Annotated in this window: 18 protein-coding genes; 10 read left to right on the top strand and 8 right to left on the bottom strand. The window is 44.4% G+C overall.

What is annotated here, in order from left to right; genetic code table 11:
• Positions 1-332: 332 nt before the first annotated feature.
• Complete coding sequence (locus QUA16_RS14500; RefSeq protein ID WP_333103527.1) at positions 333-506, bottom strand: type II toxin-antitoxin system VapB family antitoxin; 174 nt, start codon at positions 504-506, stop codon at positions 333-335.
• A 292-nt stretch (positions 507-798) separates the two neighbouring features.
• Between QUA16_RS14500 and QUA16_RS14495 the strand changes: the two genes are divergently transcribed.
• From QUA16_RS14495 to QUA16_RS14480, 4 genes are all read left to right on the top strand, one after another.
• A complete protein-coding gene (locus QUA16_RS14495; RefSeq protein WP_333103528.1) occupies positions 799-1,311 on the top strand; it encodes a dihydrofolate reductase family protein in 513 nt (170 codons plus the stop codon).
• 224 nt (positions 1,312-1,535) lie between these two features.
• Positions 1,536-1,955, top strand: a complete 420-nt coding sequence (locus QUA16_RS14490; protein ID WP_333103529.1) for a XisH family protein — start codon at positions 1,536-1,538, stop codon at positions 1,953-1,955.
• Positions 1,943-2,278 carry a XisI protein gene (locus QUA16_RS14485; RefSeq protein ID WP_333103530.1) on the top strand — a complete coding sequence of 112 codons (336 nt, stop codon included), beginning with the start codon at positions 1,943-1,945 and terminating at the stop codon, positions 2,276-2,278. The genes QUA16_RS14490 and QUA16_RS14485 overlap by 13 nt, the downstream gene beginning before the upstream one ends.
• Before the next feature lie 7 nt (positions 2,279-2,285).
• Positions 2,286-2,582, top strand: a complete 297-nt coding sequence (locus QUA16_RS14480; RefSeq protein WP_333103531.1) for a hypothetical protein — start codon at positions 2,286-2,288, stop codon at positions 2,580-2,582.
• A gap of 207 nt (positions 2,583-2,789) precedes the next feature.
• On the opposite strand, the gene QUA16_RS14475 is transcribed toward QUA16_RS14480, so the two are convergent.
• From QUA16_RS14475 to QUA16_RS14465, 3 genes are all read right to left on the bottom strand, one after another.
• On the bottom strand, positions 2,790-3,389 hold the full coding sequence (locus tag QUA16_RS14475; RefSeq protein WP_333103532.1) for a hypothetical protein: 600 nt from the start codon (positions 3,387-3,389) through the stop codon (positions 2,790-2,792).
• 179 nt (positions 3,390-3,568) lie between these two features.
• Positions 3,569-7,156, bottom strand: a complete 3,588-nt coding sequence (ileS, locus tag QUA16_RS14470) for an isoleucine--tRNA ligase (RefSeq protein WP_333103533.1) — start codon at positions 7,154-7,156, stop codon at positions 3,569-3,571.
• A 634-nt stretch (positions 7,157-7,790) separates the two neighbouring features.
• Positions 7,791-7,955, bottom strand: coding sequence for a hypothetical protein (locus tag QUA16_RS14465; RefSeq protein ID WP_333103534.1), 165 nt, complete (start codon positions 7,953-7,955; stop codon positions 7,791-7,793).
• A 438-nt stretch (positions 7,956-8,393) separates the two neighbouring features.
• Here QUA16_RS14465 and QUA16_RS14460 point away from each other — a divergent pair, with 438 nt between their 5' ends.
• Complete coding sequence (locus QUA16_RS14460) at positions 8,394-8,522, top strand: hypothetical protein (protein ID WP_333103535.1); 129 nt, start codon at positions 8,394-8,396, stop codon at positions 8,520-8,522.
• A gap of 16 nt (positions 8,523-8,538) precedes the next feature.
• Here QUA16_RS14460 and QUA16_RS14455 read toward each other — a convergent pair whose 3' ends face one another.
• Complete coding sequence (locus QUA16_RS14455) at positions 8,539-8,949, bottom strand: Npun_F0494 family protein (protein WP_333103536.1); 411 nt, start codon at positions 8,947-8,949, stop codon at positions 8,539-8,541.
• A gap of 92 nt (positions 8,950-9,041) precedes the next feature.
• Here QUA16_RS14455 and QUA16_RS14450 point away from each other — a divergent pair, with 92 nt between their 5' ends.
• The gene (locus QUA16_RS14450) at positions 9,042-11,777 is read left to right on the top strand and encodes a DNA methyltransferase (RefSeq protein WP_333103537.1); all 2,736 of its coding nucleotides are present in this window, start codon (positions 9,042-9,044) and stop codon (positions 11,775-11,777) included.
• 140 nt (positions 11,778-11,917) lie between these two features.
• Here the strand turns inward: QUA16_RS14450 and QUA16_RS14445 are convergent, their stop codons facing one another.
• Complete coding sequence (locus QUA16_RS14445; protein ID WP_333103538.1) at positions 11,918-12,184, bottom strand: hypothetical protein; 267 nt, start codon at positions 12,182-12,184, stop codon at positions 11,918-11,920.
• Positions 12,185-12,333: 149 nt separating this feature from the next.
• Here QUA16_RS14445 and QUA16_RS14440 point away from each other — a divergent pair, with 149 nt between their 5' ends.
• The 4 genes from QUA16_RS14440 (at position 12,334) to QUA16_RS14425 (ending at position 16,999) form a co-directional block, all read left to right on the top strand.
• The gene (locus QUA16_RS14440) at positions 12,334-12,567 is read left to right on the top strand and encodes a hypothetical protein (protein ID WP_333103539.1); all 234 of its coding nucleotides are present in this window, start codon (positions 12,334-12,336) and stop codon (positions 12,565-12,567) included.
• Positions 12,560-13,042, top strand: coding sequence for a hypothetical protein (locus QUA16_RS14435; RefSeq protein ID WP_333103540.1), 483 nt, complete (start codon positions 12,560-12,562; stop codon positions 13,040-13,042). The genes QUA16_RS14440 and QUA16_RS14435 overlap by 8 nt, the downstream gene beginning before the upstream one ends.
• 213 nt (positions 13,043-13,255) lie before the next feature.
• On the top strand, positions 13,256-13,696 hold the full coding sequence (locus tag QUA16_RS14430; protein ID WP_333103541.1) for a peroxiredoxin: 441 nt from the start codon (positions 13,256-13,258) through the stop codon (positions 13,694-13,696).
• Between the two features lie 648 nt (positions 13,697-14,344).
• The gene (locus tag QUA16_RS14425; protein ID WP_333103542.1) at positions 14,345-16,999 is read left to right on the top strand and encodes a C39 family peptidase; all 2,655 of its coding nucleotides are present in this window, start codon (positions 14,345-14,347) and stop codon (positions 16,997-16,999) included.
• 96 nt (positions 17,000-17,095) lie between these two features.
• On the opposite strand, the gene QUA16_RS14420 is transcribed toward QUA16_RS14425, so the two are convergent.
• Positions 17,096-17,983, bottom strand: a complete 888-nt coding sequence (locus tag QUA16_RS14420) for a PEP-CTERM sorting domain-containing protein (protein ID WP_333103543.1) — start codon at positions 17,981-17,983, stop codon at positions 17,096-17,098.
• A gap of 178 nt (positions 17,984-18,161) precedes the next feature.
• On the bottom strand, positions 18,162-19,421 hold the full coding sequence (locus QUA16_RS14415; RefSeq protein ID WP_333181186.1) for a transposase: 1,260 nt from the start codon (positions 19,419-19,421) through the stop codon (positions 18,162-18,164).
• Positions 19,422-19,717 lie beyond the last annotated feature (296 nt).

The raw sequence follows: 19,717 nt of genomic DNA, 5'->3' as shown, positions 1-19,717 counted from the left end.
TACAACAAACTACATTGAAATTTAGTCGGATTTAACTGTAGCATATTTTGGGTTCCAGTTAAGATGCGTTTACCCTGAGAATAAAATGAAGACTACTCAGAGACAAAGGGCATGACGAGCTCGGACTTATTGCAGTTAATCTACAAAGCCGCTGATGAAGGCCAGACAGAATTGGATTTGGAGGAATTGCCACCGTTATTTCAGAGATAATGTTAGTATCGAGTAAATAATGCAGAGTCATTCAAAAATGACCTTGCGTCCTGCAAAAGTTCGCGCGAACTTCTCCCCAAATTTCATCAGGATTTCAACCCAGTTCGTGCAGTTGATATTTTTCACGAAATGCACGCTAGAGATTCTCCAAAGCTAGGTTCGAGATTCTGTGGCTGTTTGCGGCGTTGAATGTATTCGCGCAAGGCGATTTCAACTAGAGTCTCGAACTCAATTTCTCCCTCAAGTTCGAGATCCTCTTGCAGCAGTGCCGTATCCACATTCAGGCTTGTCATCATTGGCTTTCCTCTTGTAAGCGTTATCTTATTATAGTTGTGATGCCTCGCTCAGAAACCGGGTTTTTGCCCAGAAGACGCATGACAGTGTAGAAACCCAAAAAAACCCGGTTTCTTTGATTGTGACGCGCGAACAACTCCCCACCCAGCGAAAAATCCTGTCACAATAAAATCAAGACTACCGAGAGACCAAGTGGGTATCGAAATCCAGCTACCGTCAGGACACTAAATCATTTAAAATTAAGGTGATTCGGGCTATAATCACCCCAATCATTCCCAAAACCTCGGTGTTGCCATGCGGAAAATTGTACTATTCATTGCATCTAGTCTGGACGGTTATATCGCCCGAGCGAATGGCGATATTGACTGGCTGTTTACAGACCAAAATTACGGTTATAATAAATTCTTAGATAGTATCGATACGGTTCTCATGGGTCGGAAAACTTACGAACAAGTTCTAACTTTTGGCGAGTATCCGTACCAGGAAAAAAAGAGCTATGTTTTTACGAAAAATCTAGATTTTCAAGGCACTTCAGATGTCGAAGTGGTAACACATTTAGAGAGTTTTGTCAATGACTTGCGCTTGCTTGAGGGCAAGAATATTTGGTTGGTGGGAGGTTCTCTGCTGATTCGCGATTTCCTGAATCACAATTTTGTCAACGAGGTCATTCTCTCGGTGCACCCGATTATTTTAGGCGAGGGAATTCCTTTATTTGTTAATCCCATAAATACTACAGCTTTGCAGTTAACTGGATGTCAGACATATAGTTCTGGTATGGTTCAGCTATCTTATGATGTTGCGACTTGAGGGCGTGTCCAATTTTTAAGTGGCTTCTAACTGAGATGTTGCATCATTGTCAATAATCCTTTTAGGAACAGGCTTTCCGACCTGTTCCACAAGAAAATTTATCTCTTGTGGAACGGGCAAGATGCCCGTTCTTGAGAATAGTGCCACATCTCAGTTGCCAAATACTGCCAGTTGGTTATCAAAAAAGGTAAGATAGGAATAAGTAAGTTAGTTATCGATATATTATGTCTGCCAGAGATGTTTTTCATGAAGTTGTCAAAACAGCTTTGCAAAAAGAAGGCTGGCATATTACCCACGATCCGTTTCCGATTAGTGTTGGCGGTGTAGATATGTCGATCAATCTGGGAGCAGAAAGGCTGATTGCGGCAGAAAGGCAAGGCGAAAAAATTGCCGTTGAGGTCAAAAGTTTTTTGGCAAAATCGTCGGCAATCTCGGAATTTCACAGAGCATTGGGGCAGTTCATTAATTATCGAGCCGCACTTAAAGAAAAAGCACCCGATCGCATTTTGTACTTGGCTGTGCCGTTAATAACTTATGAAGAATTTTTTAAACTAGATTTCCCGAAAGCAACGATCGAGGAAAACCAGGTAAAAATGATTGTTTATGATACAGCACTTGAGGTAATTGTAGAATGGAAAAATTAATCAAATATCGGCAAATTGTGCAGCAAATGTTACTGGAGTGCGGCAAGCGCAAACCTGCTCACGGAGACATTGAAGTCGAGACAATTCTTGATACAGAACGAGATCATTACCAAATCTTTTATGTGGGCTGGGACAAGCAGACTAGGGTGCATCACTGTAGCATTCACATTGATATCAAGGGCGGGAAAATTTGGCTTCAATGGAATGCCACTGAAGATGATCTTGCTGAAGATTTAGTAATAGCCGGAGTTCCCAAAGAGGATATTGTTTGGGGATTTCAGCCCCCGTTTATGCGGAAGTATACGGGTTATGCAGTAGAATAGATCGCAGATGATGAAATGTGTTTGCTGCTTGTTGCTATTAATATCTTTTTTCTGGAATGCGCTTCCTGCTGACGCCTCTGTTTGCCGCAATTATCAAGGAAGCGAGATTTGCATTGTCGATATCAAACGCAGTGCGAAAAACTATTGGGAATACAGGGTAATTCTGAGTGTTGATGGAGTTAAACAGCCTCTGGAAATCTACAATTGCCGCGATCGCACTACAGTTAAGAAAGATGGAACTGTTTTGGCGTTTGGACAAAACAACCCTGGTGAAATCGTCTGCGGTTTTTTTAATCAGAAATAGTTTTGGTAATCGATTTTATAACCTCTATCTGTATAGTGTACACTGGACACCGGTTGAGTTTGTATGGTGTGGACTGCGTACAGTTTGACTATAAGTTATGGTAGGGTGCGTCAGCGCCGAAGGTTTTAATCGCCTACCTACTCAAGAAATTTTCCCCTGACACACCCTACAGTTAGCTACTAATACTGTTGAGTACACACCTTACTGTTAGCCGTTCATCGCTTTGATTAAAATTCCGATGATTTTCTGAATATCTCGGATAAAATACTCGGTTAAATCTATCGAAACCACGTTATTTTCTAGTTTTAGAAATTGCCAAACTGTACCGGTTGTGACAGCGCCGTAAATAATCGAGATTTCATTACCTTCTTGTTGGTTAAACAATTGTGCTGCTACCATTTCAGCGATACACTGACCTAATCCTGCTTTCAAGTTATCATTTTTTGCCTCTACAATTGCTAATATGGGAGTGGAAATAAACAACTGTTCCTGAGAATTGCTCATTAAAAAATCGCAAAATCCATTGAGTCCTTTACTGGGATCGACATTAAACTCGATGCCAGAAAATAAACTTATATGATAATTTAATTTGCGCCTAATTTCTAGAAGAATTGGTGCTATAATCATTTCCGATCGGGCTTTTTCGGTATTAATTGAAACAGCGAGATCGATATTTTCTGTGAGAATAGTTGTTAATAATTCGCTGGGTTCTATTTCGAGAACATCAGCGAATAGTTGGGAAGACTCAGCAATTGTTAATTCAAATATTTTACTTACATTACTTAATTTGAAATCGCTGTAAGCCATTGCTTTTATAATTCCAATAATCGGAATGATTTAACCGCAGAGAACACAGAGAACACAGAGGAAGAGAAGAAAGATGAATAATTCAGATGCTAACGGATTTGATATGAAGCGAAGCAATGGCATAGATTAAGCGATTGCTTCGTTTCACTCGCAATGACAAACTACTGACACATCCTAGCTTAGAATTTGCCGTCTACTGCTGAAACGCAGCGTTCGCAAATTAGCGGATGTTCGATCGACTCTCCGACGTGAGTAGAGTAGTTCCAGCAGCGATCGCACTTTTCCCCGTCTGCTTTGACTACACCAATCGCCAAATCGGGAGACTGATAACTGTACGGCAATTCTTGCAGGATTGCATTGGATTCTACCAGTTCCACTTCCGAAGTAATGAACAAATACCGCAGTTCGTCTACACCGTTGCCGGTCATTGTAGAATCTTGCCCTGCAGCTATTTCAGTAGGAATTTCTGGTTTGGGTTCGATCGCAACTAATTCTGCTTCCGGGATTTCGGGTGTTTCTACAAACACTTTTTCGGCTGGGGCTGTTTGTACGATCGCCTGTGTTTCTACAAGCACAAGCGCTGTCTCTACTGGCGGTGCGAGGACGATCGCCTTTGTTTCTGCAAGCACGATCGCTGTTGTCTGGCCCAGCACATCTGCTGTCAGCAAATCAATTTGTAGTGCAATTTCTTGACGGTTGGCCGCAAACAGCAAGTGACGGAAAGCAAACCAGATTGTAAATAAGATGCCGATGACTTCCAATAAGCCTCCCAACACCGGAATCTGATTGATCGTATCCAAAATCGCCAGCGTTACTCTGCCCGTTATCAACACAGAGGCTAACAGCCCAAGTGTTACCCAAACTTGTTGGTATTCTGTAAAAAAGTTGCCCGCGTATTCAGGCAAATTAGCTACAAACTCGGCGCTTCGATCTAAGATTTGCTGCAAATCTAAAGCGGAGGTGTCCGGGGCCGAATACTGTACGATCTGAGAAGATCGATCGCCCTTTTCTCTCGTTCCCGCCTCAACATAAATTTTGTTTTCTGTCAAGACTTTGGCAACTTTTGCCGCTTGTTCTTCCTGTTTATCTTGTGCTGCTTTTGCTTTCTCCTGGGCCGCTAACTCGATGACGGAATTTTGCGATCGCACATAATCCACCAATTCTTCGCTGCTGGGATTCAAAGCTTGCAATTGCTCTCTTTTCTCAACATCAGGAACGTACAATAAAACCTTAGCTTCCAAAGAAGAACCGATCGCCTTTTCAATCCTGGCTTTTTCCAAAACCTTGTTAACTTCGCCGCGCACTTGTCGCAAATACTGCCAGCGAGTAGCCAATTCTGGATTATGCCATGAAGCATCAATTTGTACCCAGCCGGCTTCAAACACGGACTTGTAAGGAGTCGGATAGGGAAGGTACTGCCAAATATCCTCAGCCATGTGACACAAAACAGGTGCGATCGCCCTTGCCAAATTCTCCACAGCAATTGCAATCACCGTCTGACAACTGCGGCGGCGACGGACATCTGTCGCGCTGATGTAAAGTCTGTCTTTGGCAATATCCAAGTAAAAATTCGATAAATCCACCGTGCAGAAATTCTGCACAGTTTGGAAAAATCGGGAAAATTGGAAGCTTTCAAAAGCATCTTGGACTTCCGCAAATACTTCGCCCATTCTGTGCAGCATATAGCGGTCTAGTTCCGGCAATTCCTCGTAAGCAACGGCATCTTTTGCCGGATCGAAGTCGTGCAAATTGCCCAGCAAAAACTTAGCTGTATTGCGGATTTTGCGGTAAACATCCGACTGCTGTTTGAGAATGTTTTTCCCCAAAGGCACGTCTGCCGAGTAGTCTACCGAAGACACCCACAACCGCAAAACATCGGCTCCATATTCCTTAATTACGACTGCCGGATCGACGACATTGCCTTCAGATTTGCTCATCTTCCGGCCTTTTTCATCGAGCACAAAACCGTGAGTCAAAACTGTTTTGTAAGGAGCAACGCCGTTAGTTGCTACACTGGTAAGCAAACTCGATTGAAACCAGCCGCGGTGTTGGTCTGAACCTTCCAAATAGATATCAGCCGGATAGTTTAATTCCGATCGACCTTGGGCAACTGCGGCCCAGGAAGAACCCGAGTCAAACCACACATCCATCGTGTCGGTTCCCTTGCGGTAAGTGCGGCCGTTATTGCGGTAAGATTCCGGCAGCAATTCATCGATCGACAATTCCCACCAAGCATCGGAACCCTTCTCGGCAAAAAGGGCTTGCACATGGGCGATCGTTTCTTCATTCAGCAGCGGTTCGTTGTTTTCTTCGTCGTAGAATACGGGAATGGGAACGCCCCAAGTCCGCTGGCGAGAAATACACCAATCCGATCGATCGCCCACCATTGCAGTGATTCTATTTTCTCCTTGGGCGGGAATCCAATTCACACCGGCGATCGCTTTTAGGGCTTCATCTCGGAACCCTTCAACGGAGGCAAACCACTGTTCGGTCGCCCGAAAAATAGTCGGCTTTTTCGTGCGCCAATCGTAAGGATAAGAGTGAGCGTAACTTTCCTCTTTAATCAAACAATTTGCTTCTGCAAGGGCATCAATCACTGCGGCATTGCCGTTTCCGAGGACATTTAAACCTGCAAACTGTCCGGCTTCTGCGGTGAAATTTCCGTTTTCGTCTACGGGTGTTAAAACTGGCAACCCGCAGCGTTTTCCGACGATAAAGTCTTCTTGTCCGTGGCCCGGTGCAGTGTGCACCAATCCCGTCCCGGAATCAGCGGTAATGTAGTCACCGCCGGCAACAATTGGACTTTCGCGATCGAACAACGGGTGTTTGTAACTGCAACCTTCTAATTCTTTGCCTTTGAAGGTAGCAAGTATTTTTAATTCAGTGTTAAAAGTTGCTGACAGCCGATCGACCGCATCGACAGCTACTAACATAAATTGTTGGGCGATGTGGGAATTTGCCGGCGGTTCCACCACGGCATAAGTCAGTTCGGGATTGACGGCGATCGCCAAGTTTGCCGGAATTGTCCAGGGAGTAGTCGTCCAAATCGCCGCCCAGAGGCTCGGCATATAGCGTTTGAGCTTCGACTGCAAAGATTTTGACAATTTTCTCACATGAAAGCCAACGTAGATGCTGCGCGACGTGTGGCCTTCGGGATATTCCAATTCAGCTTCGGCGAGGGCTGTTTTCGAGCTCGGACTCCAGTGAACCGGTTTGAAGCCGCGGTAGATGTAGCCTTTGAGCACCATTTGACCAAAAACGCCGATTTGGGCAGCTTCGTATTCGGGTTTCAGAGTTAAATACGGGTGTTCCCAGTCGCCCCAAACGCCGTAGCGCTGGAAGGATTCGCGCTGCTGTTCCATTGTTTGCTGGGCGAAGGCGGAGGCTTTGCGGCGGAGTTCGATCGGGGAAAGATTTAGCCGCTCCTCCGATTTCATGTTCTGCAATACTTTAAGTTCGATCGGCAATCCATGACAATCCCAACCGGGAACGTAGCGGACTTTTTTGCCGCGCAGCATTTGGTAGCGGTTGATAAAGTCTTTGAGGATTTTGTTGAGGGCGTGGCCGATGTGGAGTTGTCCGTTGGCGTAGGGTGGCCCGTCGTGGAGGATGAACAAATCGCCTGGGTTATTTTCCGAAAGGCGATCGTAGATTTCTTGATCCGCCCAAAATTGTTGCAATTCTGGTTCGCGCTTGACCGCGTTGGCGCGCATATCAAACTTGGTTTTGGGCAGGTTTACCGTGTCTTTGTAAGATTTAGCTTCCATTTTTGAGAAACGTTTTATGTAGTTAGTTGTTAGTAGTTAGCGGTTATTTGAAAGATGAGATCAAGTCCGGTTAAATAATCATAAAAAATATTCGGTAAGTGGGAAACTCAGAGTCTTTAGACCTGAGAGGAAAACGACTCGGCGGTTTCAACCGCCTTGAATCCCCTTTCGGGGTTAGAGGGGTATGGTTGCCCCTCCAATGGAGATACAGTTGTCTCCTTCCTCCCTTGCGGGGTAATGTTCGCCTCGACCTGGTTATAAAGGCTTGTTAGACCTGCAACACTGTTTCAGTGACTTTAAAACTGTTTAATTGCAGATGACAGAGCCCAAAACTGGCGTCGCACTCAAGGAGTGTCGTGACCTGAATAACGCCTCCTCCTGAGAGGGGTCTGGTCAGAACAGCTTGTAATTTCTTACAAGCTCAGTGGCTTTAGCCCGCTCGTTACTGACAATCAAGTTTGTAGTGACCACTTTAGTCATCTCTCGTCATTGAAGAGCTGACAACCAGATATTTTAGTATAAGTGATCGACCGCACATTAGATCGAACCAAATCCGTAGAACTCTCTCTCTTCTCTTCCTCTGCGCCCTCTGCGCCCTCTGCGGTTAAAAAATCCTTCACAAATCGAGGTAGCGCTACTGAGTCAGCCAACTGAACATTTCACCCACGGTGAGATTGAAGGATTCGGCAAAGGTTGGAACGGGGATGCGATCGCCCGGTTCTTCAAAAACTGCTATGGTGCGATCGCGGTCTAACTCGTTTGACGGCGAGTCCGACAGGGATTGAAATCCCTGTCTCATAGCGCAAGTCCTCTGAAAGAGGACTGAGGAGGTTGATTAACGTGAAATGCGAAACTCAATATCAAGTTAAATTGAGACTTGCAGTCGCTTTTATGCGAAACTCAACCTCGAATTGAATTAGACTTCTTGCAAAAGTCCTTTCGATCAAATTTTCGGACGGGTTCTCCGGCCCATCCCACAAGAGAAAAAACTTTTTGTGGGACGGGCTCTCCGGCCCGTCCCAGCTATTTTTGCAAGAGGTCTATTGAGACTTGCAGTCCGACAGGGATTGAAATCCCTGTCTCATAGCGCAAGTCCTCTGAAAGAGGACTGAGGAGGTTGATTAACGTGCAATGCGAAACTCAACATCAAGTTAAATTGAGACTTGCAGTCGCTTGTATGCGAAACTCAACATCGAATTGAATTTAGACTTGCAGTCGGTTTTAACCGACTTTCGCTATGAGACAGGGAATTCATTCCCTGTCGGAATGTGGGAATGTCGGACTGTGGGAATGTCGGAATGTGGGAATGTCGGAATGTGGGAATGTCGGACTGTGGGAATGTGGGAATGTCGGACTGTGGGACTAGGGCAAGTGAAAACCCCTCATAGAAATACTCCCAACCCGCGGCTAACGGCATTTCCCATACGATCGCACAATGACGCGGCCGGCACTCCCTGTCCTTCCTGTTCCCATTTTTCCACGAGTTGGCGACCCAGGGGCGTGAGGCGAAAACTGTCGGTAATCCCTTGTCCGTCTACTTCCCGCCGGAGTACGCCGACTTGGATCAGCCACAGTAGGGAGTTTTCGGCTACGAGTTCGGATACGGGCGATCGGGTGTAGCCGCTTTCGACACCCGCGTTTGAGGCGATCGCAGTTAGGAAAACACTGTTATCGCGGATTGTCTGGAAGAAGTGTAATTGAAAAGGGCTGCACCGGACGGCGCGATCGGCTCTTTTGACGGTGCGGCTGGGATAACTAATAGATTTAAACGCTTCTGATGGGATAAAAGTCATTCAAAAAACCTCTAAACAGGTACTATATTTTTAATTGTTACAGATATCGGAGCGGGCTGATTCACCCTATTGATCCTAATTTTACACTTATTATGACCGATTCACTAAATAATATCAACAGGTTTGTTGAATACGTCCGTACTTTGAATGGAGACGAAAAAGGCGAGGCACAGGTATTCTGCGATCGCCTGTTTCAAGCCTTCGGTCATCTAGGCTACAAGGAAGCGGGAGCCGAACTAGAATTTCGAGTAAAGGCGAAAGGCAAAACTACGAAATTTGCCGATTTGCTGTGGCGGCCCAGGTTGTTGCTGGAGATGAAAAAACGGGGCGAAAAACTGGAAAAACACTATCAACAAGCCTTTGAATATTGGCTGGAGCTAGTGCCGCAGCGTCCTAAATATGTGGTTCTTTGCAACTTTGATGAATTTTGGATTTATGACTTCGATTTACAACTGCGGGAACCGGTAGACCGCGTAAATCTGGAAGAGTTACCCGCTCGCTTCACAGCCTTAAACTTTCTTTTCCCCGAAAATCGCCAGCCTTTATTCAATAACAACCAAATTGATGTAACGCGAACTGCCGCTGACAAAGTTGCTCTAGTTTTTAATCGGTTAGTAGAGCGCGGCGAAAAAGTAGAAACAGCTCAAAGGTTTATCCTTCAGTGTGTAGTAGCCTTGTTTGCTGAAGATATCGATTTGTTGCCGCGCGGTTTATTCACCGAGTTTTTAGGTGATTGCCAGATGAACCGAGTCAGTTCCTACGATTTAATTGGGGGATTGTTTCGGCAAATGGGGAGCGATCGCCCCGCACCTAAAGACAGCCGCTATCGAGATGTATCCTATTTTAATGGCGGTATCTTCTCAGTTGTTGAACCCATCGCCCTGACTCGCAGCGAAATCGATCTGCTATTACAGGCAGCAAAGGAACGGTGGTCAAAGGTAGAACCTGCGATTTTTGGCGCGTTGTTTGAGTCCAGTATGGGCAAAGAGGAACGTCATGCCTTGGGAGCGCACTATACCAGCGAGGCAGACATTCAAAAAGTGGTTTTGCCTACCATTATACGCCCGTGGCGAGAACGGATTGAAGCTGCGAAGACGCTCAAAGATTTGTTGGCACTGCGGCAAGAATTACTTGATTTCAAAGTTCTCGACCCAGCTTGCGGAAGCGGTAATTTTCTCTATGTTGCTTATCGGGAACTGAAGCGACTAGAGGCACAATTGCTAACTAAAATTCATGAAAATTTCTCTCGTGCTGCTAATGCGATAGGTACGATGTCGCTGGTGAAGACAAGCCAGTTTTACGGCATTGACATCAAACCCTTTGCCGTGGAATTGGCAAAAGTGACGCTGATGCTTGCCAAAAAGTTAGCCTTAGATGAAGAAAACCAGTTGCTCAATGTCGTACAAATGAACCTGCCACTGGAACTTGATCGGGCATTACCTTTGGATAATCTAGATCGCAATATCCGCTTTGATGATGCTCTATTTTGCGAGTGGGAACAAGTTAATGTAATTATTGGAAATCCTCCCTTTTTGGGTGGTAATCGTCTGCGACTAACCCTTGGTGATGATTATGTCGATCGTATTTTTGCTAAATTTCCTGATGTCAAAGGTCAAGTAGATCTTTGTTCCTACTGGTTTCGCCTTGCCCATAATCACTTAAGGGAAGATTGTCGGGCTGGTTTAGTGGCAACAAACACCATCTCTCAAGGTCAAAGTCGTCAAGCTACTTTAGACTACATCATTCAAAATGGCGGTTATATTTATGATGCAATTTCTACCCAGCCTTGGTCTGGTGAAGCGAAAGTACACATCAGTATTATCAATTGGCTAAAAACCTGTGATCATCAAGAATTAACCTGCCGTATCGATTATCAAGTTATTTCTCACATCAATTCTTCCCTGAAAGCTGAAGTTGATGTTTCTCAAGCTGTAAAGATAAAAGCAAACTTAAACCAATGTTTTGAAGGTGTTAAACCTACTGGAAAAGGTTTTATTGTAACTGAAAAAGAGGTAAAGCAATGGATCAAAGCCGATCGTAAAAATCAAGAGGTTCTCAAACTCTTCTCAATGGGCTCAAATCTGGCACAGAGTCCACATGGTAAACCAGATCGTTGGATTATTGATTTTGATAATCGCAGTTTAGAAGAAGTAAGTGATTATCTACTGCCATTTGATCACGTAAAAAAATATGTTAAGCCTGAACGAGAATCCAATCGAGAAGCAGTCATGCGAGAAAAGTGGTGGCGATTTAAACGCACAAATGAAGGAATGCGAAAAGCTCTAGCAACTTTACCCTTTTATTTCGCTGTTCCCAGAGTATCTAAATGGTCAATTTTTATTCCTGCCATTCCAGATTGGCTTCCGGGTGATGCGACTAATGTTCTTAGCTCTGATGACTTCTACGTTCTTGGCATTCTAACTTCAAATCTGCATCGCCAGTGGGTCAAAGCGCAAAGCTCAACCCTTGAAGATCGCACACGTTACACTCCCACCACCTGTTTTGCAACCTTCCCTTTTCCCCAAAATTGCCCAGAAAAAACCAAAACTGAAATTCGAGCAGCCATGCAGTTTCTCCATGACTATCGTACAGAGTATATGGAGCGCAAACAGTGCGGCATTACCCAACTATACAACCAATTTTTTGATGAACCCGCCAGCCAACTTGCCAAACTCCATGCCCAATTAGACCAACTCGTTTGCAAAGCCTACGGTATCAAAGCCAACCAAGACCCCTTAAAGTTTCTATTAGAATTAAACTTTGAAGTTGCACAGCGAGAAACTGAGGGATTACCTGTTGTCGCTCCCTGTTTGCGGCCTGTTGTATAAGAATGCTAGTTAAATCCAGTCCTGGACGCACTTCTACCAAAGAAACCGGGTTTTTTACCAAATCTGCGGGTTGTAATTCAGTATTTTCGTAAAAAAACCCGGTTTCTGGCCCCTGCGTAAGTCCTGTAAGTCTAATTATTTTAGGCATAAACTTTCCTGAATTCATAAGTATCTGAAGCTTCCGCATCTTCTAAAGTCAGAAATTCGTGTAACTCATTAATAGAAAGAGGACTGAGATAAACATCAGACTCTGATTCATAGACTTCGGAAAATGACTCAATAGCTTGTTTGAGTTTATCAATAGATTGTTCGGGAGTATTGCCTTGTCCCACCAAGCCATTTTCCAAACACAAAGAAACCCAACGCTCAGCACTTTTTATGAGAATAACAGTGTAGAAATCAATCATATTCTGTTGGGTAAATTAAACATGGATCTTATACATATCGCCGGCTGTATACTATAAAGTAAGGACAAGCGTCATGTCCGATTGCGGTAACACCCGGACATGACGACTACTCCAAATGTTGAAATAGCCAACAAGGGAGCATATTAATTATGTCACAACCTCGGTATGATGACGAAAAAAACGAGACGCGCCATGCAGCCACAAGCGAAGAGGCTTGCACTAATATGGAAGAAAAATACGGTTGGCCGCTGAAAAATATAGAAGAGACTGGCAATTCTATTTTGAGCGTTGATTGCATTTTTGATGGAAATTGCGAGTTTCCGCCCTCGCCAATGGACTTGAGTCAAGGTGATTACCTGAAGGAGAGAAAACAAGATGCGTAAATACATTATTTTCCGCGCCGACAAAGGTGAACTGGAAAAATACCGATCGCTCACCGAAACAAAAGTAGGAGAAAGCTTTTACCGAGTAGCTAATGCCGGATCGGTTAAGTCATTGATTTGGACAATAGCCGAGCATTATGACTCTAGTGGTAAGCCATCCCCAGCACCGGGCTATCGTTTAACCGAAAGCGTTGTTGTCGAGGGTGCGATCGATCCAATGTTCCCCAGTGCATCAACTCATTTTAGAGACAGTGGCTGGGAAGTTGTGAAAGTTCACGAATACACTCCTGAAATTCCTGCTCCCTATGGCGCAGAGTTTGACTCAATTTGTATTTGCTATTGCGCCTACAAACCAATAGAAAATGCTCCTCTCAAGCAATATGAGCGATCGCCCGTCACCCTTGATTCATTCGCAGGCGATCGACCAGCTTACGATCGCTGGTTAGAGTCCCAAAAACAAACGACTGAAGTTTAATTAAATGTCATGAACAGGCAAGATGCCTGTTCCACCAAGAGGAAATTTTATTGTGGGGTGGGCTTCTAGCCCGCCCCTAAAGAGATTATTGCAAATCCTGCAAGATGTCATATAAAAACGTTCTGAACCCAGATTTGGTATTATGCCCCCAGAATTTAAAACCCGCCCAAAATCAATTAAAATACATTTATAAATCCCAAGAAAAACAAAACTATGACATTACCAGTTGGGTGCGCTGCCCCTCAATTTACCGCCAAAGACACCAACGGCAACACCGTCTCCCTGTCCGAATTCGCCGGTAAAACCGTAATCCTGTATTTCTACCCCAAAGATGACACCCCCGGCTGCACCAGACAAGCCCAAAGCTTCAAAGCAGCCCATGAAGAATACAAGGGCAAAGATATAGTAGTTCTCGGTGTCAGCCGCGACAACGAGGAATCGCACCAAAAGTTCACAGAGAAATACGGTTTGCCTTTCCAGCTATTAGCAGATGTTGATGGCACGATTACCAAAGCTTACGATGTCGAGAAAGGCGATTATGCCAAGCGCGTTACTTTCGTCATCGACGGCACCGGCAAAATTATTCAGGTTTATGAAGGAGAAAATCTGAAAGTTGACTCTCACGCTCAAGATATTCTTGTCACCATAGTTTAGTCGAAGTGTAGCCGATCGCACTAACACTCCTGCACGCACCAAACGGCTAAAAACCCGGTTTCTTACTAGATGCCTCGTTGCTATAGGCAATATTCTCGTAGGAACCGGGTTTTTTTAGTAAGGAATGAGAATTAAATAACTTCCACTCTTGAAAGTGGGATGGGCGTCCCGCCCGTCCTTTTTGCACGGGCGGGACGCCCATCCCACAATAACAATTAAAATTGTAATTTAATTCGCGATCCTAAGTCCTGACCGAAAGCATCCAGGATACAAGCCCCCGGATTCATCCGTGGGGTCAATTCTAAAATCTAAAATCTAAAATCTAAAATCTAAAATCGATTGACTCAGCCAGTGAGGGGTCAACGGTTCAGGGGGAAACAACCGACTCGAACTAAATTCCTTCCTTCAGAACTTGCACCACAAATCCGCTCAACCAGGCATATATTTGGTTAAGGTGGTTATTGTACGCCTAAAGTGAGATTTGTGGCGCAACTCCCGCCAATAACTAAAAACTTATGCTGGAAAAGGCATTAACCGCCGTAGGCTGAATCTAAGGGCGATTTTGTCCTGGTTCGAGTCATTGTGTTTGATAAAATCAGAAGTTATCCTTGCTTTAGCTAAATAATTAAGTAGATAGGGGGATATATAATGACAAGCAGCAAAATTATTTTGAGTTACTTAGGCCCGCGAGAAATTGAGGTCAATAGGGCCGCTGTCTTACTTGGCACTTTTGACACAAATCTAGTGGCAGCGATTTCAGCAACAGAAGGCTCAAATGTCCTGAATGTCGGGAGAAATCTCTCTAGAGGCATTTGGAACATCAGTTTAGAAAAAGGATTCCCTAGCGCAGGAACTCGCACATTGCTGGTGAGGGCAACTGATAAGACGGGCCAAGTTATCGGTCAACAAACAATTAACATCAAAGTTAATCCTGCTTCTGGGTCACCCGCTCAATTTTTGACGTTAATTACTCTCAGAGATACCGCATTCAAAGTCGGAACACTGCCCGCAAGCAATCTTAACAACCTGCAAAAAGCGGAAATACCAGCAGGTAAAATTTATCAAATTAGGGACTACGAGTTAGAAGATGGACATCTGAATGTTCAACTAAATAATCCAATTACTCCGGTGGGAACCTCTGGCTTTTTCTACGAAAAACACGTATTTATAACCAAAGGCGCACAAATTCTCATATTCGATCGCGCCGAGTTGCCGACCCCGCCGCGTGGAATGCAGTTACTGTGGGCGATCAAAAAGACATGGTTAAAGTTAAACCCCGCAGATTCGGCAACTTTAGGATCGACTCAGAAATTACAATTTAACGCAGGAGAAACTTTCAATCTTCTTGGCTATGCTTGCGTGGAAAACCATTTCCGAGTCGCTTTTGCTCGGGCAGTTCCTAACTTAGGAACTTCGGGATTTCTGTACTGGCAGCACGTCCAAATTTTGCGAGACGGGAGGGGAATTGAGTATGATAGAAATGCAGTTACGATGACAATCATCAAAGCGACTGTGTTTAAAAAGCGCCCGATAGATGCGGCTAGCCTGCCACCCCAAGAAAAAATCACCTTGCCGGCGGGAATGATTTACGGAATTGCCGGATTCTCGATCGAACAAAGCCACATTAAAGTCTCGCTGACCGAGAATTTGCCACAATTTGGCAATACGGGTTTCATTTATCCCGATTTTGTGCAATTCAGTCGCGGTGGCAAATCTTTTAATCCCGCTGTGAATTTAAGTTATCAAGGGCCGTCAGAAGTTTTAGTAAATCAGCCGATCGTCCTTCGGGGTACTTTTGACCGAGAAAAAACAGCAAAAATTGAGGTGATAGCTGAGGATACATTGCCCCTAAGCGTCACGCTAAACCAAGAGGCCAGCACTTGGCAAGTTAATTTGTCTAAAGGATTTAGCATAGCGGGAGCTCGGTGGCTCAGGTTGCGGGCAACTGACAGCAAAGGCAACGTTACTGGCAGCCAAATAATTTACATTGCCGTAACTTCTGATCCGCTAACTGTCGGACGAGGTTTGACCTTAAAGATAGTTTCTGACACTTTGTTTAAGGTAGCTCCCCTTGATTCTTCCCGGCTCAACAATCAGCAAAAAGTTTTTGTCAAAGCAGGCCAGACTTTTGCGGTTAGCAAATACGGATTTATTGACGGGCATCTCAAGGTGGTTGTGGATTCGGCAATTTCACCTATCGGCACTTTTGGCTATTTTTCTGAACCCGACGTTCAGTTGGCCAAAGGTACTCAAATCCTAAAATTTAACCTGGCTGACGTACCCAATAGCAACGTCAGCGCTCAACTGTTGGTAACTCAAACAACTCAGATTAAAGCTAAACCCGAAGATTCATCGAAACTGCCTGCCGATCAAATTGCTGACCTACTTTTAGGCACTACCTATGCCATTACTGGTTATGCCTGCATTTTGGGGCATTTCCGAGTAACTCTCGCCGAATCAATTCCCGGTTTCGGCAATATCGGATTTATTTATTGGCAGGACGTTAAAATTAAAAAAGACGGCAAAGAAGTTCCCTTTGACCCCGGTGCTTTGACGATGACAATATTGCAAGCAACCGCCTTTAAAAAACGGCCGGTAGATGCTGCTAGCCTGAGCAGTACCGAGAAAACTACGCTGCCTTTAGGTCGAGTTTACGGCGTGAACAGCTACGGTGCCGAAGGAGATCACCTGAAAGTTTCCCTGACTGAAGAACTGCCGAATTTGGGCAATACAGGTTATGTTTTTCCTAGTTTTGTTCAGTTCAAGCGGGGAGATAAAATTTTCGATCCGGTTCCGAACAATGTGGAATTGAACGTGCCGTATTTTTCGCAGCGAGACAATCCGCGCTTTGATTGGTCTACTTGCAACGTAACTTCGATCGCAATGGTATTTTATTATTACGGCATTCGTTCTCAGTGGGGCGGACAGTTGGAGGATGAGTTGTTACAGTGGTGTTTCGATTATGCCGGCCAGGGTTCTCAAACCGATCACAACGTGCTTTCGGCGCTGATTCAGGCCTACGGGTTTAAGACGAGTTTTAGTACGACTCGCACGTGGGCCCAGGTGCGATCGGAATTGCTGAATCGACGGCCAGTAGTTTTAGCAGGAGATTTTACTGCGGCCGGTCATATTCTGACTGTAATTGGCTACAATTCTCAGGGTTATATAGTGCAAGATCCTTGGGGAGATGCACTGACTGGTTACAGCGATACTGAAGGGAGAAAGTTGATGTATCCCTACAGTTATGTCAATCAAGTTGCTGGGCCAGATGGGAATGTTTGGGCGCATTTTATCTCTCGCTAATCTACTCTACTTTTGGCAATTTGTGAGGCACTACGGCTATTAGTAAGGTGTGCATAACAGCTATTCGTAAGGTACTTAATGCACACCCTACCTAACTTAGGAAATATTGCGCTTAATTTTGCGTTTTGCAGCCCCAATACCTAAAAAGCTCAATCCCAGTAAAGTACCCAACCAAGTAGAAGGTTCGGGTACAGCCTCAAACGATCCTTGAATAGCGATCGCATCGTTAGCGCACTCGGCAAAAAAGTTAGCAATATAGTTCCCCGAAGGCATTGAGGATTTATTGAAACTGAATCCAATTGTTTGAGAACCTACGGCATTAAACTGAGCGAAATCAAGACCGAGGACGCTCAAAGTTGCTGGTGTTAAAAAATTGATTTCTCCTACTTGTGTACCCGTAGCTATTGAATTGAGAATAGTCGAGTTTCCTGTTTGTTGAAAATAGGGGTCTGTGGCTGCTAAATCGCCCATTGATGGGGTTCCGCCTTGAGATGCAACTACCGTATTGAATTGAGTTAAATTGCTAAAGCCAGAGTTAGTTTGGGTGACGTTTTTCGCTGTAACATCTTTGTAAACGCCTGTTGTCGCCACGCCGGAGTCATTGCCTTCGGCAAAGCGGATACCAAACAAGCTGCCGTTTGCGTTAGCTGTATTGAAGTTTTGACCGGAAAAATTGAAGAATAAATCGCCGTAGTTGATGTTGCCTCTTTGAGCTAGTGGGTCGGCATATCCTGCTAAACTTAGATTAGAGTTGATGGCGATGAAAGCTGTATCTGATGTTTCTTTGATGGCGATGCCGTAAAATTCAAAATCGCCGCCGCCGATTTGGGGCCCTGTCACGCCGTCGTTGAAGGAATCGATCGCATAATTCCAGCCATGAGATAGCGTTGCTGCTGTAGCTTTTTGTTGCTGTAGTGCGAAAAGGGCACAGAAAATAGCTACTGAGTAAGTCCAGTGGATGCTGTTTTTAGCAATGGATTTCATAAAATGCTCCCTGGGAATCATTGTTAAATTGTCCAGTCTGATCGATCGACTGTTTTAAATTTTCAGTAAATCATACCTTCGGGCCGAATTTCTTAAAGTTTTGCTAAAAATTTGGTCTGGCAATTGCATCATATTAATTGACACTCCCTGTGCTAAAGCAGCAGGGATTCTAAAGAAACTACCAAAAGGTAATTCTTGAAGGCGCTGTCAATTCACCCCTACAAACTCCGTCAAGGTCAAGCCCTAACATCGTCTCTACTTTCCTCAAAATGTTTGCTGCGGCGTTGCAGTCAGCATTGATGTACCAGTTTTTCGCACTCGTCCGGTACAAACCGCGTTTTACTCGTCTACCCGTTTCCTTCCACCCGTCGGGTTTTTCACCGATTTTAGGTAGAAAATCACGGTCTACAAATGATGCTTTAGACGTGTAACTTTCTTCAGTTTCGACAAACTTAATGCCGTATTGTTCGCATAGTTGAGCAATACGGTTTTTTAGTCGTGCCGTAGGAATTTGAACAAACTGCTGATTTGTTTTTTTGCCCATACTGGCAGAATTTTTTTGCCCCTTGTTCCATCCAAAAACGATAACGCCGATTCCGTTTTTAAGACAGTGATTGACGACTAAACGAGCTGCTTTGTTCACAGCATCACGCATCCGACGGTTCCGTTTTTCGGTTAATCGCGCCAATTGATGTGACCAAAAACCATTATGCTTGCCCTCCATCAAAGCTGCTACCCGCTTGTTATACCACTGATTAACCGACTTTAAATGCTTGCCGTCAATAATAAAGCTTGTCCCTGAGTTGCTGACACAAGTAAGCCAGTTACCAATACCGTGATCGATACCTAAAGCTTTTTGACTGTCTGTCACAGTTTGAACGCTGGCTGTTTTGTAAACAAACTCAACGTAAAAGCAGCCATTTCTGGGGAGAATTCTAATTTCTCGGATATCGGCATAGTTTAAGTTGGTAGGCATGGGAACTTGAAAGTTCTTCAGTCCAAACCAAGTTGTTACCTTTTGACCAAGAGGAATTAAAACTTGACCGTCAACCAACTTTTTCCCAAGCGCTTGCTTCGGATAAGCGATTAAATGAAATCCACCAGGAGTGCGGTAACTCGGGAACTTTGGCTTGTTTTCGAGTTTGCCCTCCCCAAATAATTTAATTAGTCCTTTGAAAGATTTTACCGATTCGCCAACAGCACCGCAAGTCTGCTGAGCAGCTTGAGCGCATAAAGCCCCGTAATGAGGATTGCGCTTTAATGCGTTGATTATGTCAAATGGACGGACACAAGTGCGAGCTTTAAAATATATTTGACGAGCATAGTAAACTGCACAATTGTGCAGCTTGTTCGATTCTTGGCAAATGTATTGTAGAACCGCTTTGAGTTCTTTATTAGGCTTTAGTAGGATTTGTTGACACCCAAACATTGGCATCATTTTTTTGTAATATATTGATTGTACACGACTATTTAACGAAGTCAATACCTCAACTAAAATTGTTAGAAAATATATCCCATAACAGAAAAAATATAAAACACTGGTAGCCTAAAGGCTACAACTGCGTTTCATACCCTGCGGGAAAGACCGGGGTTCTCACGCGACGCGCTATAGTCAAAAAAAATCATACGGCAATAACGATCGCACGTTTTTAGAACACCCAATCAACTTCCTACCCTACATCCGCTGCAGGCATCGTGGGTTCCTTCTAACTCGGCCGATGGTTTCTGCACTCT

This window comes from Microcoleus sp. S13_C3, from assembly GCF_036700905.1.
Taxonomy (GTDB): Bacteria; Cyanobacteriota; Cyanobacteriia; order Cyanobacteriales; family Microcoleaceae; genus Microcoleus.
This window is presented reverse-complemented; position numbering and strand designations above follow the sequence as displayed.